The organism is Streptomyces sp. SAT1 (assembly GCF_001654495.1).
Classification (GTDB): Bacteria; Actinomycetota; Actinomycetes; order Streptomycetales; family Streptomycetaceae; genus Streptomyces; species Streptomyces andamanensis.
The window spans coordinates 1,657,441-1,679,200 of record NZ_CP015849.1 but is presented as its reverse complement, the minus strand read 5'-3'; the positions used below and the strand labels follow the sequence as shown (position 1 = coordinate 1,679,200).

The 21,760-nt window shown below is 73.4% G+C and carries 20 protein-coding genes and 2 pseudogenes; 12 read left to right on the top strand and 10 right to left on the bottom strand.

The genetic code is table 11. The features are described from left to right. Positions 1-16 precede the first annotated feature (16 nt). Together A8713_RS34105 and A8713_RS34100 are read right to left on the bottom strand one after the other, a co-directional pair. A complete protein-coding gene (locus tag A8713_RS34105) occupies positions 17-463 on the bottom strand; it encodes a GNAT family N-acetyltransferase (protein ID WP_443069757.1) in 447 nt (148 codons plus the stop codon). Between the two features lie 150 nt (positions 464-613). Then, a pseudogene (locus A8713_RS34100) lies at positions 614-1,030 on the bottom strand (RidA family protein); the annotation flags it as partial. Positions 1,031-1,176: 146 nt separating this feature from the next. On the opposite strand from A8713_RS34100, the gene A8713_RS07375 reads away from it, so the two are divergent. Beyond that, the gene (locus A8713_RS07375; RefSeq protein WP_064532375.1) at positions 1,177-1,980 is read left to right on the top strand and encodes a nucleotidyltransferase domain-containing protein; all 804 of its coding nucleotides are present in this window, start codon (positions 1,177-1,179) and stop codon (positions 1,978-1,980) included. A gap of 177 nt (positions 1,981-2,157) precedes the next feature. Next, positions 2,158-2,343, top strand: coding sequence for a hypothetical protein (locus tag A8713_RS33495; RefSeq protein ID WP_158690395.1), 186 nt, complete (start codon positions 2,158-2,160; stop codon positions 2,341-2,343). A gap of 56 nt (positions 2,344-2,399) precedes the next feature. On the opposite strand, the gene A8713_RS07370 is transcribed toward A8713_RS33495, so the two are convergent. Further along, a complete protein-coding gene (locus tag A8713_RS07370; protein ID WP_064532373.1) occupies positions 2,400-2,888 on the bottom strand; it encodes a hypothetical protein in 489 nt (162 codons plus the stop codon). Further along, on the bottom strand, positions 2,879-3,874 hold the full coding sequence (locus A8713_RS34885) for an ATP-binding protein (RefSeq protein WP_443069703.1): 996 nt from the start codon (positions 3,872-3,874) through the stop codon (positions 2,879-2,881). The genes A8713_RS07370 and A8713_RS34885 overlap by 10 nt, the downstream gene beginning before the upstream one ends. Before the next feature lie 210 nt (positions 3,875-4,084). Here A8713_RS34885 and A8713_RS07360 point away from each other — a divergent pair, with 210 nt between their 5' ends. Further along, the gene (locus tag A8713_RS07360; protein ID WP_064532371.1) at positions 4,085-4,945 is read left to right on the top strand and encodes a helix-turn-helix domain-containing protein; all 861 of its coding nucleotides are present in this window, start codon (positions 4,085-4,087) and stop codon (positions 4,943-4,945) included. Next, positions 4,946-5,236, top strand: a complete 291-nt coding sequence (locus A8713_RS07355; protein WP_018567581.1) for a DUF397 domain-containing protein — start codon at positions 4,946-4,948, stop codon at positions 5,234-5,236. 288 nt (positions 5,237-5,524) lie between these two features. Here A8713_RS07355 and A8713_RS07350 read toward each other — a convergent pair whose 3' ends face one another. Beyond that, a complete protein-coding gene (locus tag A8713_RS07350; protein ID WP_064532369.1) occupies positions 5,525-7,012 on the bottom strand; it encodes a glutamate synthase subunit beta in 1,488 nt (495 codons plus the stop codon). Positions 7,013-7,334: 322 nt separating this feature from the next. Then, positions 7,335-8,009 (bottom strand): annotated as a pseudogene (locus A8713_RS31985) (DUF2293 domain-containing protein); the annotation flags it as partial. 67 nt (positions 8,010-8,076) lie between these two features. On the opposite strand from A8713_RS31985, the gene A8713_RS07340 reads away from it, so the two are divergent. Beyond that, positions 8,077-8,709, top strand: coding sequence for a hypothetical protein (locus A8713_RS07340; RefSeq protein ID WP_064532366.1), 633 nt, complete (start codon positions 8,077-8,079; stop codon positions 8,707-8,709). A 542-nt stretch (positions 8,710-9,251) separates the two neighbouring features. Then, positions 9,252-10,046: a methyltransferase domain-containing protein gene (locus A8713_RS07335; protein WP_064532364.1), complete on the top strand. Its 795-nt coding sequence runs from the start codon at positions 9,252-9,254 to the stop codon at positions 10,044-10,046. Positions 10,047-10,081: 35 nt separating this feature from the next. On the opposite strand, the gene A8713_RS07330 is transcribed toward A8713_RS07335, so the two are convergent. Further along, a complete protein-coding gene (locus A8713_RS07330; protein ID WP_064532362.1) occupies positions 10,082-11,062 on the bottom strand; it encodes a carbohydrate kinase family protein in 981 nt (326 codons plus the stop codon). Then, positions 11,059-11,964, bottom strand: coding sequence for a pseudouridine-5'-phosphate glycosidase (locus A8713_RS07325; RefSeq protein ID WP_064532360.1), 906 nt, complete (start codon positions 11,962-11,964; stop codon positions 11,059-11,061). Before A8713_RS07325 ends, A8713_RS07330 begins: the two co-directional genes overlap by 4 nt. Positions 11,965-12,071: 107 nt before the next feature. On the opposite strand from A8713_RS07325, the gene A8713_RS07320 reads away from it, so the two are divergent. Beyond that, entirely contained in the window at positions 12,072-12,500 is a 429-nt protein-coding gene (locus tag A8713_RS07320) for a VOC family protein (RefSeq protein ID WP_064532358.1), read from the top strand. A 106-nt stretch (positions 12,501-12,606) separates the two neighbouring features. Here the strand turns inward: A8713_RS07320 and A8713_RS07315 are convergent, their stop codons facing one another. Then, positions 12,607-13,179 carry a methylated-DNA--[protein]-cysteine S-methyltransferase gene (locus A8713_RS07315; protein WP_064532356.1) on the bottom strand — a complete coding sequence of 191 codons (573 nt, stop codon included), beginning with the start codon at positions 13,177-13,179 and terminating at the stop codon, positions 12,607-12,609. Between the two features lie 89 nt (positions 13,180-13,268). Then, complete coding sequence (locus A8713_RS07310; RefSeq protein WP_064532354.1) at positions 13,269-14,150, bottom strand: glycerophosphodiester phosphodiesterase; 882 nt, start codon at positions 14,148-14,150, stop codon at positions 13,269-13,271. Positions 14,151-14,431: 281 nt separating this feature from the next. On the opposite strand from A8713_RS07310, the gene A8713_RS07305 reads away from it, so the two are divergent. The 5 genes from A8713_RS07305 (at position 14,432) to A8713_RS07285 (ending at position 21,719) form a co-directional block, all read left to right on the top strand. Next, positions 14,432-15,325 (top strand): MHYT domain-containing protein, encoded by an 894-nt coding sequence (locus A8713_RS07305; protein WP_064532352.1) that lies wholly within the window; start codon positions 14,432-14,434, stop codon positions 15,323-15,325. Positions 15,326-15,365: 40 nt separating this feature from the next. After that, positions 15,366-17,513 carry an excinuclease ABC subunit UvrB gene (gene uvrB / locus A8713_RS07300; RefSeq protein ID WP_064532350.1) on the top strand — a complete coding sequence of 716 codons (2,148 nt, stop codon included), beginning with the start codon at positions 15,366-15,368 and terminating at the stop codon, positions 17,511-17,513. A gap of 177 nt (positions 17,514-17,690) precedes the next feature. Continuing rightward, on the top strand, positions 17,691-18,269 hold the full coding sequence (locus tag A8713_RS07295) for a TerD family protein (protein WP_018567593.1): 579 nt from the start codon (positions 17,691-17,693) through the stop codon (positions 18,267-18,269). 58 nt (positions 18,270-18,327) lie between these two features. Next, positions 18,328-20,433: a TerD family protein gene (locus tag A8713_RS07290; protein ID WP_064532348.1), complete on the top strand. Its 2,106-nt coding sequence runs from the start codon at positions 18,328-18,330 to the stop codon at positions 20,431-20,433. Positions 20,434-20,711: 278 nt separating this feature from the next. Further along, on the top strand, positions 20,712-21,719 hold the full coding sequence (locus tag A8713_RS07285; protein WP_064532346.1) for a TerC family protein: 1,008 nt from the start codon (positions 20,712-20,714) through the stop codon (positions 21,717-21,719). Positions 21,720-21,760: the final 41 nt, after the last annotated feature.

Below are 21,760 nucleotides of genomic sequence, written 5' to 3'. Positions count from 1 at the left end.
GTGCCGCCGCCCGCCCTCAGGGGCGCCAGACGTACCGCACGTCCGGCTCGCGCTCCTCGTTGCCGCTGCCGTCTGTGTACTCGGCGGCGACGAAGCCGTGCCGCTCGTAGAAGCGGTGCGCGGGCGCGTTGACCTGGAACGTCCACAGCTCCAGCCCGCGCGGGCGGCGCTCCTTGGCCAGGGCGATGAAGCGGTCGCCCAGCCCGCGCCCCCGCCAGGCCGGATCGAGGTAGAGCTGGGACACCTCGTCGTCGTCGAGCACCATGACGCCGACGACGCCGTCCCCGCCGGTGTCGTCGGCCACCCACGTCTCCCGCGAGGGCACCACCACGTCCCGGAAGTACGCCCGCACCTCGTCGTCGGTGCGCGGCCGGACGACGGTGGGCAGCGCGGCGGCGAAGGACCGCAGCCAGACGTCGGCGACGGCAGCGGCGTCCGGTGCACCGGCCCGGCGCAGTACCACGGGCTCCGCCGCGCCCGGCGCCTCCTCCTGTGCGTTCTCCGGCGCCTCCTCCTGTATGTCCTCCTCCTGTGCGTCCTCCGGCGCCTCCGGTACGACGGCCGTCGCCGTGATCTCCACCAGCTGGCCCGGATACCCCAGGCAGGCGACGCCGAGCAGCGTCGACGAGTGCGGGCCCGTGGCCAGCCCGGACGCCTCGACGACCTCCCATACGGTGCTCAGCACCGCCGGGTCGGCGCTGACGACGTACACATCGGTCACCAGGACATGGGCCAGGTCGCTGCCCACATCCCGGAGCTGCCGGGACAGATTGGCGATCACCTGTTCGGCCTGGCGCACGGGATCGCCCGCCCCGACGAGTCCGCCCTCGGCGTCGAGGGGCACCGCCCCGGCGAGGAAGGCCAGCCTGGTGCCCGCCTCGACGACGGAGGCGTGGGAGTACGCCGGCGGTGGGAAGAGGGCGGAGGATGTGACGCGCTGTATCAACGGGACTCCTGGGACGGGGCCGGCCGACGGCCCCGGAGGGTGGGGGACGGTGGACAACCCGCCGATGATGCGCGCCGCGCACACACCGGCGCACCCGAATTTCCCGCCACGAGAGCCGAGAGAGACGACGAGCGACAGAGACGACGAGAGCCAGAGACGACGAGGTGCCAGAGACAACGAGGTGCCAGAGACAACGAGAGAGACAAAGAGACCAGGGGAGCACGCACCGCATGGAACGCCCGCAGCAGACGGAACGCCCGGACCAGGTCTTCCTCGACACCGTCGCCGACCGGCTCGCCGCCCTCCCCGGCGTCCGGGCCGTCGCCCTCGGCGGCTCCCGCGCCCAGGGCACCCACCGGCCCGACAGCGACTGGGACCTCGCCGTCTACTACCGCGACGGCTTCGACCCCGCCGATCTGCGCGCCGTGGGCTGGCCGGGGGAGGTCTCCGGGATCGGCGAGTGGGGCGGCGGCGTCTTCAACGGCGGCGCCTGGCTGACCGTGGACGGCCGCCGTGTCGACGTCCACTACCGGGACCTCGCCGTCGTCGAACACGAGTGGGCCGAGGCCGAGGCGGGCCGGTTCCGGGTCGAGCCGCTGCTCTTCCACCTCGCCGGGATCCCGAGCTACCTGGTGGTGGCGGAACTCGCGGTGAACCGGGTGCTGCGCGGCGAGCTGCCCCGGCCCACGGCGTATCCGCACAGGCTGCGCCCGGCCGCGCGTGACCACTGGTACGGCATGGCCACCGCCACGCTCGCCTACGCGCGGGCCGGACACGCGCCCAGGGGCGCCCTCACCCAGGTCGCCGGGGCGGTGGCCCTGGCCGCGACGCAGACGGCGCACGCGGTGCTGGCCGCGCGCGGGGAGTGGACGACCAACGACAAGGGGCTCCTGGCCCGCGCGGGGCTGGCGGACGTCGACGGCGCCCTCGGCGGACTGACGGCCTCCCCCGAGGAGCTGGAACGGGCCGTCGACACCGCCGGACAGCTCCTCGGCGAGGCGATGGCCGCCCTCCCGGACCACACGGACGAGTGAGCACGATCCGTGCGCGGGACGCCGCGCACGGTGCTCGGCTGCGCCGGAAGTGTGAGGTCGGACGCGGTTTCGGCGGTGAACTCGTGTCGACTGCGTCTCAGTACGGTCACCGCGCGAGGCGTTCACCCCATGCTTGGCGTTTAACTCTAGGAGTACAGCTCAACAGGGAGGTGCGGCGTGAACGGGCGAACAGTGCTCGAACGCTTTCCCGCCGGTGGTCCGCGCGGATCATGGCCCGCGGAGGAGTTCGCGCATGCGCGGCGTCTGGAGGGCCTGCCGGCCGAGGTCGTCATGGACCTCGCCACGGACACCTTCCTGGTGATCGTCCGGGGCGGCGACGGCGGCGGTGACGTGAGCGCCTGAGCACCGGGCGTACGCCCAGCGCACCGCACTGCCGGGCGTACGCCGGCGCCGGAGGATCAGGCGCTGACGGACCGGGACCAGGCCGGGGTCGTCCCCGTCACCCGGCACAGAGCCAGATACAGCGGGATCGGCGGCGTGTAGGGGACCGCGCCGTCCGGGCGGTGGATGAGCGTGGGCAGCCGGTCGCGCGCCGTGCCGGGCAGGACCGCGCCGGTCGCGTAGTACGAGGGAGCGGGCCAGCGCAGGGCGTAGTCCGAGTCCGAGGGCACGATCCACCACCAGTGCGTCGCGTCGGCGAAGACGCAGCCCACGCGCGGCAGCCGGGGCATCAGCTCGGAGCCGAAACGGGCGGGCACCGCCACGGCGTCACAGCCCAGCGGGACCGTCATGCCCTCGGGGAGGGTGAGCCGGAGCGGCGGACCGGACGGTTCCGGGCTGCCCGGTGCGCCGGGCGTGCGCGGCGCGCGTCCCAGGCGTACGAGGGTGTCCAGGCTGCACACCTGGCCGGAGCCGTGATCGGAACTCTGAGTACCGCTCACAGCCATACAGACCCCGTTCCCTGAGCTTCGTGCGGTCGCGTGCCCTGCGGGATGTGCGGGGTGTGCGGTGGGTGGGACGACTGTGGCGCGTGCGTCCCGTGCGGTGCGGCATGCGGTCCGTGAACCGCCTGCGGTGTGTGCGATGCGTGCGGTGTGTGCGCCGCGTGGTGCGGCGGCGGGGTGTGCTGGGCGTGCGGGTGCCCGTGCGGCTCGCGTGCCGCCCGCGGGTCGTCCTCGCGGCCGGGGTGACGGGCGGGGGCCGGCTTCGGGCGCGCGCCCCAGCCGAGGTCGCCGCGCACCTCGCGGTCGTCCCGGGCACCCTCTTCGTGCGCCGGTGCCTGGACATCCGCGGACGCCTCCGCCTCCGCGTATTCCTCCGCCACCGCGGGCGCCTCCGCCACCGCGGGCGGCTCTGCGTCCGCCGGTGCCGGTGCGTCCACGTGTGCCGGTACGTCCGCGGGACGCCGTACGTCCGTGGATGCCGTCACGTCGTCGGCGGGACCGTCCGCCGTGGCGGCCGTGCGGGGCAGCTCGGCCCACACCACGAGACCGTGGCCCAGCTCCTGCGCTCCCCAGGCGCGGCACAGGGCCTCGACCAGGAGGAGTCCTCTGCCGTGCTCCTCCTCGGGCCGCTGCGGCGAGGAGTGCGGCTCACCCGGGGCGCAGCCCTCGTCGCGCACGGATATGCGCACCAGGTCGTCGCCGTCGAGCAGCTCGCAGACGACCTGGTCGCTCGCCGTGTGCACGATGGCGTTGGTGACCAGCTCGGTGACGATCAGGGCCGCGGTGTCACAGGTGTCCTCGCAGACCGACCAGCCGGTGAGTCGTGACCTGGTCAGTCGTCTGGCCTGTGCGGGCGAACCCGGATGCGCGGCCAGTTCGAAACGGAACCGGCGCTCGGCAACGGCCCCGGTGGGGCCCGCTCCCGTGGCGGCGCCGGGGGCGAGAAGACCCGCGGCGGCGTCTGTTCCTAAGGGCGGGGACGGAATCACGCTTGCCACTATCTCCCCGCCGTGAACACTTGGCAAGTGTCACTATGAAAAATGCAGAGTGCTGTATGACGCGGTGAGGGGTCGTGGCACACTGCACGCAACAGCATGTCGCGCGGCGCCAGTTGAGATCGGCCGGAGATCCTTCGGGTCTTCGAATGAATCTTCGAATGGCGCCGCAGGGCTGTCAGGACTTTCAACTGGAGGTGGAGGGTGAGCGAACCGCGGTCCGCGCCGACCGTCGGGCAGGTCGTGCTCGGTCGGCGCCTTCTCGACCTGCGGGAACGCGCGGGACTCAAACGCGAGGAAGCCGCCCGCATCCTCCGCGTCGCCCCCGCCACCGTCCGCCGGATGGAGATGGCCGAGGTCTCCCTCAAGATCCCGTACCTCCAGCTCCTGCTGAAGGCCTACGGCATCCCCGACGACGAGGCCGACGCCTTCGTGCAACTGGCCGAGGAGGCCAACCGGCCCGGCTGGTGGCAGCGGTTCCACGACATCCTGCCGGGCTGGTTCTCGATGTACGTCAGCCTGGAGGGCGCCGCCTCGCTCATCCGGTCCTACGAGCCGCACTTCGTGCCCGGACTCCTCCAGACCGAGGACTACGCGCGCGGGGTGCTCACCTCGGGCGCGATAGGCCAGACAAGCCCGGAGGACATCGAGCGCCACGTCGCGCTCCGCATGCAGCGCCAGGCCCTGCTCACCCGCTCCGACGCGCCCCGGTTCTGGGTCGTCCTGGACGAGACCGCGCTGCGCCGCCCGGTCGGCGGCCCGGAGGTGATGCGCGCCCAGATCGACAAGCTGCTCGACGCCGCGAAGCTGCCCAACGTGACGCTGCAGATCGCCCCGTTCTCCTCGGGGCCGCATCCCGGCACGTACGGGCCCTTCGTACTGTTCCGATTCGCCATGCCCGAACTGCCGGACATGGTCTACAGCGAGTACCTGACCGGCGCCGTCTACCTGGACGCGCGCAGCGAGGTGGCGACCCACCTGGAGGTCATGGACCGCATGGCGGCGCAGGCCGCCACAGCACATCGCACGAAGGAGATCCTCCGGGATCTCCGCAAGGAGTTGTGAATGGATCACATCACGTCCCAGCCCTCGCCGAGCCGTCGCGGCCGGCGGGTCCGCGGCGAGCGGATCTACAACGGCATGCCGGCCAGGGAGCTGGGCAGCGAGGGCTGGCACAAGCCGTGGAGCGGCGGCAACGGGGGCAACTGCCTGGAGGCGATGAAGCTGGCCGACGGCCGCATCGCCGTACGCCAGTCGACCGACCCGGACGGTCCCGCCCTCATCTACACCACCGACGAGATGACCGCCTTCATCGAGGGCGCCAAGGCGGGGGTGGCCGACTTCCTGCTCTCCTGACCGGCTTCCGCTGTTTTTCTTGCACGGCCCTTCTTGCACGGCTCTTCTTAACTTTTGGCACTGACTTGATCCCCACCGACATCGACTGCTTACCGTCCGCCCGTCCCTCTCGCGACCGCTTACATTCCGGCTTACATTCCGCCTGACCGCTGACCGCTGACCGCTGACCGCTGACCGCTGACCGGAGGCCGGGAGCCGCAGGCCGCAGTACACCGCCTCCGGGGCGGCCACGTTGCTCCGTACGATGCCTCGTCCGGTCGGCGGGGCCGCCTTCCCGCCCCGGCGGGCCTACACCGCCATCGGGCGGTCGTACGGCCCGATCGGGGCGGGCAGCCGTGAACCGCCCGTCAGATAGCGGTCGACCGCCGCGGCCACCGCCCGGCCCTCCGCGATCGCCCACACGATCAGCGACTGCCCGCGACCGGCGTCCCCGGCGGCGAACACCCCGGGGACGCCCGTCTCGAAGTGCGGGCCGCGCACGAGCGTGCCGCGCGGCGCCAGTTCGAGCCCGAGTCCGTCGACGAGCCCGTCGCTCCGGTCCGGTCCGGAGAACCCGAGCGCCAGCAGCACCAGATCGGCCGGCAGCGTCCGCTCCCGGTCCGGCAGCGGGCGGCGGCGCGCGTCCACCTCGGTCAGACACAGCTCGCGCACATGCCCCTGCCCGTCACCGGTGAGACGCAGCGTCGACGCGGCGAACAGCCGGGCGTCCGCGTCCGCTGCGGGCGCCGTACGCAGCACCTCGGCCTCCTCGTGCGCGGCCGACATCCGGTAGATCTTCGGGTACGTGGGCCACGGCTCGCTGTCCTCGTCGCGCTCCGCGCCGGGCCGGCCGTAGATGTCCAGCTGGGTCACGGACGCGGCGCCCTGCCGTACCGCCGTGCCCAGGCAGTCGGCGCCGGTGTCGCCGCCGCCCACGATGACCACATGGCGTCCCGCCGCCGACATCGGCGAGACCTCGATGTCCCCCTCGCACACCCGGTTGGCCAGCGGCAGATACTCCATCGCCTGCCGCACCCCTGCCAACTCCCTTCCCGGCACGTCCAGTTCGCGCCAGGCCGTGGCGCCGGTCGCGATCACCACCGCGTCGTGCCGCGCCCGCAGCCGGTCCGCGCCGATGTCCCGCCCGACCGCCGTGTTCGTACGGAACCGGGTCCCCTCGGCCCGCATCTGCTCCAGCCGGCGCTCCAGATGGCGCTTCTCCATCTTGAACTCCGGGATGCCGTACCGCATCAGACCGCCGAGCCGGTCGTCCCGCTCGTACACGACGACCGTGTGCCCCGCGCGGGTCAGCTGCTGCGCCGCGGCGAGCCCGGCCGGCCCCGAGCCGATCACCGCCACCGTCCGCCCCGACAGCCGTTCCGGCGGGCGTGGCGGGGTGAACCCCTCCTCCCAGGCGCGGTCGGCCACGGCGCACTCGACGTTCTTGATGGTGACCGCCGGCTGGTTGATCGCCAGCACGCACCCCGCCTCGCAGGGCGCCGGGCACAACCGCCCGGTGAACTCGGGGAAGTTGTTGGTGGCGTGCAACCGGTCGCTGGCCGCCCGCCAGTCGTCCCGGGCGACCAGGTCGTTCCACTCGGGGATGAGATTGCCCAGCGGGCACGCCTCGTGGCAGAACGGAACCCCGCAGTCCATGCACCGGTCGGCCTGCTCACCGATGATCGGCAGCAGCGCACCCGGGACGTACACCTCGTCCCAGTCCCCGGCCCGCTCCGGGACCGGCCTGCGGGGCCACTCCCGGCGAGGCGTGTTCAGGAAACCCTTGGGATCGGCCATGGCCGTCTCCCTCGTGCTCGGGCGGCACTCTTCCGGCCACGGGGCGGGCGCGACTCTCCTGGTCACGATACGTCGCGCCGGGCGCGTGCGCAGAGCGGTGGGGCCCCTCGCCCGCGCGACCGATCCCGCCGAGTGGTTCGCCCTGCGCCTCGTGTGCCCCGTGCGCCCCGCATGCCCCGTGTGGCTCGTGCGTGCCTGCTGCTTCGGTCGGCTCCGCCTCAGTCGGCGGTGCTTCGGTCGGCGGTGCTTCGGTCGGCGGTGCCTCGGTCGTCTCCGCTTCGCTCGTCTCCGGTCCGGTCGTCTCCGGTCCGGTCGTCTCCCCGGCGCGCCACGTCCGCAGTACCGACTCCACGGTGTCCGCGATGCGCCGCCGCGCCTCAGGTCGCGGCATGCCGTCCATCAGCAGCCGGTCGTACGGTGTGTCCAGATGCCGTACGGACGCCCGCACCGCGCACACGACCGCGCCCTCGGACAGGGCCCGTCCCGCCGCGCTGCGCCCCACCCGTCCGCTGCCGCGCACCGAGGCGTGCGCCGCGACGGCCCCTGCGCGTCCGGCCGGGCAACCGGGAAACAGCCGCCGTATCTCCGCCGCGAACGCCTCCGTGAACCGTACGTCCTGCGCCGCCCGCCGCCGCGCGTCCCGGGCCCGGCGCCGCCGCCGCGCCTCGGCGTCGGCCAGACACCGCTGTTCGGCGCGGGCGAGGGCCGCCTCCTCGACGAGGACGCCCTGCCGTTCGTACCGGCCGCGGCGCCGGGCGAACCGCACCACCGGGACCGACAGCGTGCTCTCCTCCCGTGACCTCCGGGTCAGCGCGGTGTCGCCGCACGGCAGGAACACCAGGTGGGCGAGGTCCGCGCAGTCCAGGCAGCGGGGCCGCCCCTCTTCGAGGACGAGCAGCGCCAGCGGCCCGCGGCGGCACGCCGAGCAGCGCTTCCCGCGCAGGGGCTGGATCACGACGAGCCCCCGCGGAAGCGGGGGTGCGGGGTGCGGGGCCATGTGAGGTACCTGCCCGTACCGCCCTCGGCCCACCCGCGGGCGTCCCCGGCTGCCGCATCATGGCCCTGTGCGACTCGAAGCGATCACCTGGGAACGGCTCGGCGACCTCCTGGCCGAACGGCTGCTCGACGTGGAACCGGGTGACGGCGGCGCCTGGCCGCGCGTCGCCTTCGACGGCGCCCCCGCCGCCAGCCCCGGCGACCTGGCCGCGCGCGTCTCGGAGGCGCTGCGCGTACGCGGCCGGCCGTCCCTGGTCGTCGGCACCGAGGGCTTCCTGCGACCCGCCTCCCTGCGGTTCGAACACGGCCGCCGGGACGTGGACACGTACTACGACGGCTGGTACGACACCGGTGCGCTCTGGCGCGAGGTCTTCGGGCCGCTCGAACCGGGCGCGGACGGCCGGGTCCTGCCCGACCTGTGGGACCCGGCCACCGACCGGGCGACCCGCAGCCCCCACGTCCGGCTGCCGCCCGGCGGACTGCTGCTGCTCCACGGCCCCCTCCTGCTGCGGCACTGGTTCCCCTTCGACCTCAGTGTCCATGTCCTCCTCTCCCCGGGCGCCCTGCGCCGCCGTACCCCCGAGGCCGACCACTGGACGCTGCCCGCCTTCGCACGCTACGAGGCCGAGACCGATCCGGCCGCCACGGCGGACGTACTGATCCGCGCCGACGACCCACGCCACCCGGCCTGGAACGGCTGACCCCTTGACGACAGCCGCCCCCGCCGAACCCGCACGCACCACGATTCCCGGCGCCGGGGACCCCCGGAAGGCCGGACCCTCGGCTTTCCGGCCCTCGGCCTCGTGCCGCCCGGCTGCCTGGACTCCGTCCGTTCCGGTCCCTGGTCCCCGGATGCCTGCCGCCCGGCCGCCGGGCCCACGGTCCTCCTCCTGACCGGCCTACGGCCTGCGACTCCGGCCTCCGGTCTTCGACTGCCCGGCCCCTGACCGCTTGGCTTCCGCTTCCGTCGTCTCCGGTCCCCGGTCTCCGGTGCTGCCCGGCTGTCCGGCCGCTCGGATTCCGGTCCTCTGTCTCAGACCCGGCTGCGGCCACCTGCCGCCTGCCGCCCGTTCTCTGGTCACCGGTGCCGACCGACCGCTCGCCCGTCCTCCGGACCCCGGACCCCGGACCCCGAACCCCGGAACCGCGCCCCGGGCGTCCCACCCGTCCGCCCCGGGTGCCCCCGCCTGCCCCGGGCGTCCCCTCCGCCGCCGCCCGCGTCCCGCCGCGAGATGATCGGGGCATGACGCACGGCGACGGATATCTGCTCGACAACCGGCAGGCCGAGGCGGGCGAGCGTTTCGACGCCTTCGCGCACCTCTTCGACCCCACCACCTTCCGGCATCTGGACGCGCTCGGCGTGGCCCCCGGCTGGCGGTGCTGGGAGGTCGGCGCGGGCGGGACGTCCGTCGTCTCCTGGCTGGCGGACCGGGTCGGCCCCACCGGGCGGGTCGTCGCGACCGACATCGACACGACCCGGCTCGCCGCCACCGCCCGCCCGCCGGTCGAGGTGCGCACGCACGACGTGGGCGCCGAGGAACCGCCGGGGGAGGGCTTCGACCTGGTGCACGCCCGGCTCGTCCTGGTGCACGTCCCCGACCGGGAGCGGGCGCTGCGGTCCATGATCGCGGCGCTGCGGCCCGGCGGACGGCTGCTCCTGGAGGACGCCGATCCGGCGCTGCAACCGCTGACCTGCCCGGACGAGCACGGCCCCGCCGAGGAACTGGCCAACCGGCTGCGGCGCGGCTTCCGCCGGCTGCTCGCCGGCCGGGGGGCCGATCTGGCGTACGGGCGCACGCTGCCCCGGCTGCTGCGGGAGGCCGGGCTGCGCCGGGTCGAGGCCGATGCCTTCTTCCCGGTCGCGTCGCCGGCCTGCACCGCCCTGGAGTCGGCCACCGTCCGGCAGATCCGCGGCCGGCTCGTCGCCGCGGGCCTGGCCACCGACGAGGAGATCGACCGCCACCTGGCCAACGTCGCCACCGGCACCATGGACCTCGCCACCGCCCCGATGTTCTCGGCCTGGGGGCACAAGGAGTAGCGCCGCACCCGAGGAGCCACGGCGCGTCCCGCGGCTCACGAGGGAACCGCTCCCCGCGCCCGCCGAGGGGGTCTCCCGCCCACCCGCGCCACCGCGAGCGCGCCCGCCCGGCAGCCGTCCGCCGCGGCGGTCTCGGGCCCGGCGCCGTCGGCGAGCGCGGCGAGGAACGCACCCGTGAACGCGTCACCGGCGCCGGTGGTGTCCAGTGGCACCACCGGCCGGGCGGGCACGCGGGCGCACACGGCGCCCGAGCGGGCCACCAGCGCACCGTCCCGGCCGCCCTTGGCCACCACCAGCGGGAAGCGCCGGCTCAGCGTGGCCGCCGCGTCCGCCGGATCGTCCGCGCCGGTCAGCAGGCGCGCCTCGGCGCGGCTGGGCAGCAGGACGTCCACGCCTTCGGTGAGCGCCAGGAACCGCTCCGCACCCAGTGTCGCGAGGAAACCCGCCGAAGCGGGATCCAGGCTCACCGGCACCCCACGCGCGCGTGCCGACACGACGGCCGCCGTCACCAGTGCCCGGCCCGTTTCGGAGAACAGCAGATAACCCGACAGATGCAGCCGCGCGACCCCGTCGAGCAGCGCCGGGGACCAGTCGGCGGGCTCCAGACGCAGCGACGCCCCGCTGTCCGTGAGGAACGTGCGCTCGGCCCCGGCCGCCCCGTCGACCAGGCAGACCACCGTGCCGGTCGGCGCCTCGGGGTCCACGACGAGCCGGGTCCGCACCCCCGAAGCGGTCAGCTCCCGTTCGTGCCAGGCCGCCGTGTCCGCGCCCACCCGGCCGAGCAGCCGCACCTCGGGGCCTCCCCGGTACGCGGCCCAGCAGGCCACGTTCGCCCCCGCGCCGCCGGGCAGCAGCCGGATCGCGGCGACGGCGTCGGTGCCGGGCGCGAGCGGCCCCGGGTGCCGGGCCACGACATCGGTGACCACGTCCCCGACCACCAGCAGCGCGCCCGCCCCGGCGCGTGAGGTCCCGGCGTCCCCGTCGCCCCCTGCCGCCGTCGCCCGCCCGGTGCTCACATCCGGGCCCAGGCGGCGGCGATGCGCCCGGCCAGCCGGACATTGCCGCGGACGGCCGCCAGATTCGCCCGGAGCGAGGCGCCGTCCGTGTGCCGGACGAGGAAGTCCAGCAGGAACGGCGTCACCGCCTGGCCCGTGACCCCCTCCGCCTCGCACGCGCGCAGCGCGTCGGCCAGCACCCGCGCGTGCAGCCCGGGGTCGAGCTGCTCCTGCGGAGGGACCGGGTTGGCGACGATCAGCGCGGACTCGGGCGCCCGCAGCGTGTTCTGCGCCCGCATGACCTCGGCCACCTCCTCGGGCGTGCGCAGCGTCCAGTCCACCGGATGTCCCGAGTCCGACAGATAGAAGCCGGGGAAGCGGTCCGTGCCGTAGCCCGCGACCGCCACGCCCAGCGTCTCCAGCCGTTGCAGGGTCGCCGGCACGTCCAGGATCGACTTCACCCCGGCGCACACCACCGTGATCCGGGTGCGCGCCAGCAGCCCCAGGTCGGCCGACTCGTCCTGGGTCACCGTCCACTGCCGGTGCACCCCGCCGAGCCCGCCGGTCGCGAAGACACGGATCCCCGCCAGCGAGGCCAGCAGGGCGGTCGCCGACACCGTGGTCGCCCCGCTCGCCCCCGCCGCCACGGCGAGCGGCAGGTCCCGGTGGCCCAGCTTGCGGATCCCCTCCTCGTTCGCCACCCGCTCCAGCCGGTCCTTGTCCAGACCGATGTGCGGCCGCCCGTCCAGCACGGCGATCGTCGCCGGTACGGCGCCCTCCTGCCGCGCCGCGTCCTCCAGCTCCAGCGCCACCTGGAGATTGCGCGGGCGCGGCAGCCCGTGCGCGATGATCGTCGACTCCAGGGCCACCACGGGACGCCGCTCCGCGAGCGCCTCCCGCACCTCTTCGGACACCACCAGCACGTGCCTGCCTCCCGTCCGCCACGGCTCTCCCTCCCCTCATCTCTGGCGGGCCCCGGCCCCGGCCAAACCCCTTGCGGCCCAGGCGGTACGGCACCAGCCTGGAATCCATGACGGACAACACGACACGTCTCGACCACGTCGTCCTGTGGGTGCGCGACCCGCTCGCGGCGGCCGGCTTCTACGAGAAGACGCTCGGCTTCGAGCCGCTGAGGACCGCGGAGTTCAGCGCGGGCGAGGCGTCCTTCCCCTCCGTGCGCGTCAACGAGGAGACGATCCTCGACCTCGCGCCGCTGGACCTGGTGCAGGGCATGAACATGCTTCCCGGGGCGGCCGGCAGCGCGGGCCACCCGGTGAACCACGTCTGCCTGTCCCTGCCCGCCGACGCCTTCGACGCCCTGCGCGCCCGCCTGGAGGAGGGCGACGTCCCCGTGTCACGCCTCTCCCACGACTCCTACGGGGCCCGCGGGGCGGCCCGGCGCAGCTTCTACTTCCGCGACCCGGACGGCAACGTCTTCGAGGCCAGGCACTACGACTGAGCCCGCCCGCAGCCGAAGCCCCGCGCGCCGTCGCCCCGGAACACCCGCGCGCCGGGAACGTGGAACACCCGCGTGCCGGGAACGCGGAACGCCCGCGCGCCGTGGCTCAGAACAGGGGCTCGGGCAGGACGCCCTCCAGCGCGAGCAGCGCGCGCTTGGTCTCCAGACCGCCGCCGAAGCCGCTTATGCCGCCGTCCCGCTCGACGACCCGGTGGCAGGGCACCACGACCGGCAGCGGATTGGAGCCCATCGCCACGCCCACCGCCTGAGCCGCGCCGGGCTGGCCGACCCGTCCGGCCAGATCGCCGTAGCCGACGACCGAGCCGAACGGCACGTCCGCCGCCAGCGCGCGCAGCACCTGCCCGTTGAACCCCGAGTCCCCCGGGAGCATGGACCAGTCCAGCGGCAGCTCGAAGTCCCGCCGCTCGCCCGCGAAGTAGGCGTCCAGCTGGCGTATCGCCTCCGCGAGCAGCGGGGAGCCGGGCGCCTCGACGGGCGTGGCGCCCAGCCGGGAGGCGAGCCGGGCGAGCGCCCGGTCGCGCACCGCCTCGGTGGCGTGGAACACGACGTTGACCAGTCCTTCGCCGGTCGCCGCCAGCAGCAGGGGGCCGATGCCGCTGTCGGCCACGGCCCACACGACCTGCCGCCCGCTGTGCTCGTCCTGCTCGTGCTTGTCCATGCCGACCACCGTACGGGCCCCCACTGACAGACCCCTCCGACCTGCGGTTTCCCTGCCCGCGGGGGTGGATCGGCACGGCCGGGGCCGCGTCAGGCCGCGTTCAGGGCCTCGCGCACCACGTCCGGCTTGTCGGTGATGATGCCGTCGACGCCGTACCCGGCGACGGTCCGGGCACGGGCCGCGTCGTCGACCGTCCAGGCGAACACCCGCATCGGCCTGCCGTGCGGCCCGGCGACCGCGTGGACACGGGAGACGTAGTCCGCCGACAGCGTCCCGTACGACGGGTTGACCAGGTCGGCGAAGCCCGCGTACCGCGGCAGGTCCGCCGGGTCCGGCCGGCCGAGGAGGGCGGTCGTGACCCCGGGCGCCAGGCCGTGCACGGCGCGGACGCTGTCGGCGCTGAAGCTCTGCACGATCAGCCGGTCCGCCAGATGCCGCCGGTCGAGCCAGCCCTCGTCGCCGAGCAGCTTCAGCGTCTGGCGCTCGATGCCGGGGTACAGCTCCGGGTTCTTGACCTCCAGGAGCAGCTTCTCGTGGTTGTGCTCGACGCGGCGCATGTACTGCGCGAGCGTCGGCACGCGCGTGCCCGCGTAGGCGGGGGAAAACCAGCTGCCCGCGTCCAGGCGCGCGATCTCGGCGGCGGTGAAGTCCTTCACCTGCCACGGTGAGCGGCCCGGAAAGACCTCCTCGACGTTCGTGGTGCGGCGCAGGCTGTCGTCGTGCAGGACGACGAGTTCGCCGTCCTTGGTGCGCTGGACGTCGTTCTCCACCCAGCGGAAGCCGAGGGCCGCCGCCTTGTCGATCGAGGCCAGCGTGTTCTCCGGGGCGTAGGCGTCGGCGCCCCGGTGGGCGACGACCAGGGGCCGTTCCCGGGCGTCCGGGGCGCCCGCCGCCCGGACCTCGGCGGCGGGCGACAGCACCAGGGCTCCCAGGAGCGCGGTGGTCATGGCGGCAACTGCGCGCGCGTGCATGAGGACTCCTCGTTTCGTGTGATCACCGACAGTGCAAGAGTGACAGCGAGGAGTCATTCACCGGGGATGACGGCGCATCGGACACGCGGACGAGGGAGTCGTGCCGGTCCCGTCACCGGGGCCGCACATCTGCGGAAGGGTCGTGCTTCTTTGCCGGAAAATCGTTCGACCGTTCCGGCGGGGGTCATACTCTCTGCGTCAACCCTGGCCGCGGGGGCGGTCATGGGGCGGGGGCGACTCCCTCACATTCCGGGGCTCGACAGGGCGGAAGGGAACCTCGCATGCACGGCACGGTCGACGGATTCGGCTACGGGCTCGTCACTCCACTGGTGGCCTGTCTCATGGCCTGCCTCGGCGGGGCGCTCGGCCTGCGCTGCACCACCCGCGCCCTGCTCGTCGCCCACTGCTGGCGCCCCGGCTGGCTCGCCCTCGGCTCGGCCGCCATCGGCTCGGGCATCTGGACCACGCACTTCGTGGCGATGATGGGGTTCACCGTCCAGGGGGCGCCGATCCACTACGACCGGCCGACGACGTACGCGAGCCTGGCCGTGGCGATCGTCATGGTCGGCGTCGGGGTCTTCATCGTCGGCTACAAGGGCGCCACCGGCTCGGCGCTGTTCACCGGGGGCACCGTCACCGGTCTTGGCGTCGCCTCCATGCACTACCTGGGCATGGCCGGGATGCAGTTCGACGGCACCTTCGAGTACAACACCCTCACCGTCGCCGCCTCGGTCGTCGTCGCCGTCGTCGCGGCGACCGCCGCCCTGTGGGCGGCCGGGCAGGTCAGGGGGTTCCTGTGGAGCGTCGGCGCGAGCCTCGTCATGGGCCTCGCCGTCAGCGGCATGCACTACACCGGCATGGCCGCGCTCAGCGTGCACCTGCACGGCACCGGCGGCGGCCCCGCCACCGGCGAGTCACCGGCCGCGCTGCTCGCCCCCATGCTGATCGGCCCGCTCGCCTTCCTGGTCCTGGCCGGGGCCGTCGTACTGCTCGACCCGCTGATGGTCATGGGCCACAAGGACTGGGTCCCCGTGGTGCACGAGCCGGGGGTCCCGGCCCGCGCCCCGGCCGCCCGGCCCGCCCGCCGCCCCGCGCCCGGCCCCGGCCACGCCGCGACCGGCCCCGGCCGCCGGTCCCCGGCCTCGCGCAGCCCGCGCACCCCGCAGAACCGCTGATCGCGGCCGGTTGTCAGTGGGGGGTCGTACGGTGGATGGCATGCGGCCCGTTTCCCAGATCGAACGCACGGTGGCGCCCTTCGAGGTCGTCAGCCCCTACCAGCCCAGCGGCGACCAGCCGCAGGCCATCGCCGAGCTCGCCCGGCGCATCGAGGCGGGCGAGAAGGACGTCGTCCTGCTCGGCGCGACCGGCACCGGCAAGTCCGCCACGGCCGCCTGGATGATCGAGAAGCTCCAGCGCCCCACGCTCGTCATGGCCCCGAACAAGACATTGGCCGCCCAGCTGGCCAACGAGTTCCGCGAGCTGCTGCCCGACAACGCCGTCGAGTACTTCGTCTCGTACTACGACTACTACCAGCCCGAGGCGTACGTCCCGCAGTCGGACACGTACATCGAGAAGGACTCCTCGATCAACGAGGAGGTGGAGCGGCTGCGGCACTCCGCGACCAACTCGCTGCTCACCCGCCGCGACGTCGTCGTGGTCGCCTCCGTCTCCTGCATCTACGGCCTCGGCACCCCGCAGGAGTACGTCGACCGCATGGTCCCCCTCCGGGTCGGCGACGAGATGGACCGCGACGAGATGCTGCGCCGTTTCGTCGACATCCAGTACACCCGCAACGACCTGGCCTTCACCCGGGGCACCTTCCGCGTCCGCGGCGACACCATCGAGATCTTCCCGGTCTACGAGGAGCTGGCCGTCCGCATCGAGATGTTCGGCGACGAGATCGAGGCGCTGTCCACGCTGCACCCGGTCACCGGCGAGATCATCAGCGACGACCAGCAGCTCTACGTCTTCCCGGCCTCCCACTACGTCGCCGGGCCCGAGCGCATGGAGCGTGCCGTCCGGGGCATCGAGGAGGAGCTCAAGGAGCGCCTGGCCGAGCTGGAGACACAGGGCAAGCTGCTGGAGGCCCAGCGGCTGCGGATGCGCACCACGTACGACATCGAGATGCTCCGCCAGATCGGCACCTGCTCGGGCGTGGAGAACTACTCGATGCACTTCGACGACCGCGGCCCCGGCACCCCGCCCAACACGCTGCTGGACTACTTCCCGGACGACTTCCTCCTCGTCATCGACGAGTCGCATGTGACCGTCCCGCAGATCGGCGCGATGTACGAGGGCGACGCCTCCCGCAAGCGCACCCTGGTCGAGCACGGCTTCCGGCTGCCCTCCGCCCTGGACAACCGCCCGCTGAAGTGGGAGGAGTTCCAGGAGCGCATCGGCCAGACGGTGTACCTGTCGGCGACCCCGGGCCAGTACGAGATGTCCCGCTCCGACGGCCAGGTCGAGCAGATCATCCGCCCCACCGGACTCGTCGACCCGGAGGTCGTCGTCAAGCCCACCGAGGGCCAGATCGACGACCTGGTGCACGAGATCCGCGCGCGCACCGAGAAGGACGAGCGCGTCCTGGTCACCACGCTCACCAAGAAGATGGCCGAGGACCTCACGGACTACTTCCTGGAGCTGGGCATCCAGGTGCGCTATCTGCACAGCGACGTCGACACCCTGCGCCGGATCGAGCTGCTGCGGGAGCTGCGTTCCGGCGAGTACGACGTCCTGGTCGGCATCAACCTCCTGCGCGAGGGCCTGGACCTGCCCGAGGTCTCCCTGGTGGCGATCCTCGACGCCGACAAGGAGGGCTTCCTGCGCTCGGGCACGTCGCTCATCCAGACCATCGGCCGCGCGGCGCGCAACGTCTCCGGCCAGGTCCACATGTACGCCGACAAGATCACCCCGGCGATGGAGAAGGCCATCGACGAGACCAACCGCCGCCGGGAGAAGCAGATCGCCTACAACAAGGCGAACGGCATCGACCCGCAGCCCCTGCGCAAGAAGATCAACGACATCGTCGCGCAGATCGCCCGCGAGGAGGTCGACACCGAGCGGCTGCTCGGCACCGGCTACCGCCAGGGCAAGGACGGCAAGGGAGCCAAGACCCCGGTCCCGGCGCTCGGCGACCCGGCGGCCAAGGGCGGCAAGTCCCAGAAGGCCGCCAAGGGGAAGGCGAAGGAGACGGTGCCGACCGACCGTCCCGCCGCCCAGCTCGCCGAACAGATCGAGCAGATGACCGACCGGATGCGCGCCGCCGCCGCGGAGCTCCAGTTCGAGGTCGCGGCCCGGCTGCGCGACGAGGTCTCCGAGATGAAGAAGGAACTGCGCCAGATGCGGGAGGCCGGCCTGGCCTGACCGGAGGCGCGGGTGCCCGGGGGAGAGCCGCCCCGCGGGCACCCGCGTTCGCGCAGTGTTGCAAGACCGACACAAAGTGCGGACCGGAGTGCGGCGATGTCAGTGCCTCTGCATAGGGTGCTGATCAACCGCGCGAACCCGCGGCAACAGGGGAGCAGTCCGAGAGGGGAATCAGCCGTGACCGTCAACATGACCAAGGGTCAGGCCATCAGCCTGCAGAAGAACGACGGCGGCAGCCTGACCGCGGTCCGTATGGGTCTCGGCTGGCAGGCAGCCCCCCGGCGCGGCCTGTTCGGTTCGCGCACGCGCGAGATCGATCTCGACGCCTCCGCCGTGCTGTTCGCCGACAAGCAGCCGGTCGACGTCGTCTTCTTCCGCCACCTGGTGAGCGACGACGGCTCCGTGCGCCACACCGGCGACAACCTGGTCGGCGGTGTCGGCCAGGGCGGCGACGACGAGGCGATCCTCGTCGACCTCCAGCGCGTCCCGGTCCACATCGACCAGATCGTCTTCACCGTGAACTCCTTCACGGGCCAGACCTTCCAGGAGGTGCAGAACGCCTTCTGCCGCCTGGTGGACGAGACCAACGGCCAGGAGCTGGCCCGCTACACCCTCGCCGGCGGCGGCAACTACACCGCGCAGGTCATGGCGAAGGTGCACCGCGCGGGGAGCGGCTGGACGATGACGGCCCTCGGCACCGCGGCCAACGGCCGTACGTTCCAGGACCTGATGCCGGCCATCCTGCCGCACCTGTAGGACGGCACCGGCGGGCGGGCACGACACGAGCAGCGGCACGGCACAGGGGGAGAAGGCGATGACGGCCGAGCTGGTGCGGGGGCAGAACCACCCGCTCCCCGAGACGCGCCTGGAGATCCGGGTCTCCGCCGGGACACCGGTGGTGGCCCTGGCCACCACCGGCGACGAGCAGGGCACGGTCCCGGGCACCGCCGGGGTGGCACATCCCGGCGCCCCGGTGCTGCCCGGCATCGAGGTCTCCCGCCAGGCGGCCGCCGACCACCGGCTCGCCGTCGACCTGGACGCGGTACCGGAGACGGTGCACCGGGTGGACGTGCTCCTCGCCCTGCCCGGCGGCGGTCACGGCCCGGCCCGGTTCGGCGCGGTCGCCGCCCCCTTCGTGGCCGTCACCGGCCTGGACGGCGGCGAACTCGCCAGCTACACCCTCACCGGCCTGGACGCCGAGTCGGCCGTGATCGCGCTGGAGCTCTACCGCCGGCAGGGCGCCTGGAAGGTACGCGCCGTCGGCCAGGGATACGCCGGCGGTCTCGCCGAGCTCCTGGCCGACCAGGGGCTCGCACAGGCCCGCGAGCTGGCGGGCGCCGTCGAGGAGGCGGTCGCCCGCGGACTGGCCCGCTCGGTGGCCGCCCCGCCTCCGCGCGCGGCGGACGGTGAGCGCTCCCGGCAGACCACCGCGTCCGCCCCGGGCACGGGACCGGGCGACCCCACGGCCGCCCCGGGAACCGCCCCCGCGGCCCCGGCCCCCGGATACGCGGGCCGGACCACGGGCACCCCGGCGCCCCCGGCCGCGCAACCGCCGCGCCCCGGTACCGGCCCGGCACCGACACCTCCCTCTCCGTCCCAGGCCGACGCAGCCCCGCCGACCCCCGCGCCTCCGGCGGCCCCCACGGCCCCGACAGGCCCCACCGCCCCCACGGCTCCCACCGCCCCCACGACCGGGGGCCCCATCGACTACAGCCATCCGCGACGGCAGACGACGGCCCCGCCCCCGCCCGTACCCGCCGCGCCCCCGGCGGAGCCGGGACAGCCCACGCGGCCCGTGGCCGGCGACGCCACCGGCTGGTCCATGGAGGAGCGCCTCTACAACCAGGTCTGGGGCATGTTCGAGGACCTGGCCCGCACCACGGCCGCCTACCGCAGTGCCGTCGACTTCGCCGACGCGCGCCGGGACAAGGAACTGGACCAGGCCCTGTCCGACCCGCGCAGCCGCATCGGCGGCCAGGCCGACGCTGTACGGCAGGCGGCACGCGCCCGGCACGAGGAACTGGTCGACCGGGCCAGGGCCGCCCTCGACCGCGACCTCGCCCAGCTCACCGCCGAGTCCGAGGTGGTCGAGCCCGCGCTGCCGCCCGCCTACGCGGGCTGGGACAACCCGGTCTGGCACGGATACCGCGTGCCGATGGAGATCCCGATGGCCGTGCGGCTCGGTGACCTCCATCTGCCGGAGGAACCCGGCCTGCGCATCCCCCTGCTGGTCCGCCTGCCGCTGGAGCGCGGCCTGTGGATCGACAGCGGCCGCTCCGGGCTGTCCGGCGAGACGGCGGCCGACGCCGAGCAGTCACGACGCCTGGCGATGGAGACGGCCGTCGCACTCACGGCCCGCCTGCTCGCCGTGTACCCGCCGGGAGAGTTCGGCGTCCACGTCGTCGACGCGGCCGGATCCGCGGCCGGACCCCTCGCGCCCCTGGTGCGCTCGGGCGTGCTCGCGGCGCCCCCCGCGGCCGGTGCCGCCGGGGTCGCGGACGTGCTGGACCGGCTCACCCGGCGGGTGGACCTGGTGCAGATGGCGGTGCGCGCCGGTGCGCCCGACTCGCTGCCGCCGGACCTCGACACCGCCGAGCAGCTGCTGATCGTCCACGACTTCCCGCACGGCTTCGACGACCGCGCCGTGACCCAGTTGCGCTATCTGGCGGACGAGGGCCCGGCCGTGGGCGTCCATCTGATGCTGGTCGCGGACCGGGAGGACGCCGCCGCCTACGGCCCGCTGCTCGACCCGCTGTGGCGTTCGCTGATGCGCCTCACCCCCGTGCCCGACGACCATCTGGCCGACCCGTGGGTCGGGCACGCCTGGACGTACGAGCCGCCGCTCGTGCCGCCGGGGAGCCGGGTGGTCGAGCAGGTGCTCGCGCGGGTCGCCGCGGCGCGCCGCGACTGGGGCCGGTGAGCCGGCCGCCGGGCGGCCGCCCCGGCTGCGCCACCTGCATCAAGCACAGGTAAAGCCAAGGTGATCAGGGCTTTTGATCTTTTCTTTGCCTTCCTCTTTACCTTTCCTTGGTGATTCGGGTACTGTTTTCCGTACGGAGGGGAGTACTCCCTATCTGCTGCGGCGTGCCCGTCAATACGGATCGGACCAGATCCCGGGGCGCCGGCCCGTCCCGGGTGGAAGAGACCTCCGGCAGCGATGACGCTGACTCATCTGCCCGTGCAACAGCCGGAGGCGCAGTGGAAGTTTCCATCAACCTGTGGGTCCTGACCATCGTCGGTCTGGCCGCGCTGATCGCGGTCGACTTCTTCATCGGCCGCAAGCCCCATGACGTGTCCGTCAAGGAAGCGGGCATCTGGACCGTCGTCTGGATCGCCCTGGCCGGCCTCTTCGGGCTCGGTCTGTTCCTCTTCGGCGGCGGGCAGCCGGCGGGCGAGTTCTTCGCGGGCTTCATCACCGAGAAGTCGCTCAGCGTGGACAACCTCTTCGTCTTCGTCCTGATCATGGCGAAGTTCGCCGTCCCGTCGCAGTACCAGCAGCGCGTGCTGCTGGTCGGCGTCCTGATAGCCCTGGTGCTGCGGGCCGTCTTCATCGCCGCCGGTGCCGCGATCCTCGCCAGCTTCTCGTGGGTCTTCTTCCTCTTCGGTGCCTTCCTCATCTGGACCGCCTGGAAGCTGATCCAGGAGGCCCGCTCCGGCGGCGACGAGGAGGAGTTCGAGGAGAACAAGCTGCTCAGGGCCGCCGAGCGCCGCTTCGGTGTGGCCGACCGCTACCACGGCACCAAGCTCTGGATCCGGCAGAACGGCAAGCGCGTCATGACGCCGATGCTGGTCGTGATGCTCGCCATCGGCACGACCGACGTCCTGTTCGCCCTCGACTCGATCCCCGCGATCTTCGGCCTCACCCAGGACCCGTACATCGTCTTCACCGCCAACGCCTTCGCGCTGATGGGGCTCAGGCAGCTGTACTTCCTGATAGGCGGCCTGCTGAAGAAGCTGGTCCACCTCTCGTACGGCCTGTCGGTCATCCTCGGCTTCATCGGCGTCAAGCTCGTGCTCCACGCCCTGCACGAGAGCGGGGTGCACGTCCCGGAGATCAGCATCCCGGTCTCCCTCGGCGTGATCTGCGCGGTGCTGGTCGTCACCACCGTCACCAGCCTGCTGGCCACCCGGAAGCAGGCCGCGACCGAGGAGGTGCGAGAAGGACAGGGCGAGGACGCCGCGCACAAGGACCGCGCCGATGTCTGAGCGCCGCAGGGAAGCGTCCCCCCGCCCCGCGACCGGGTCCG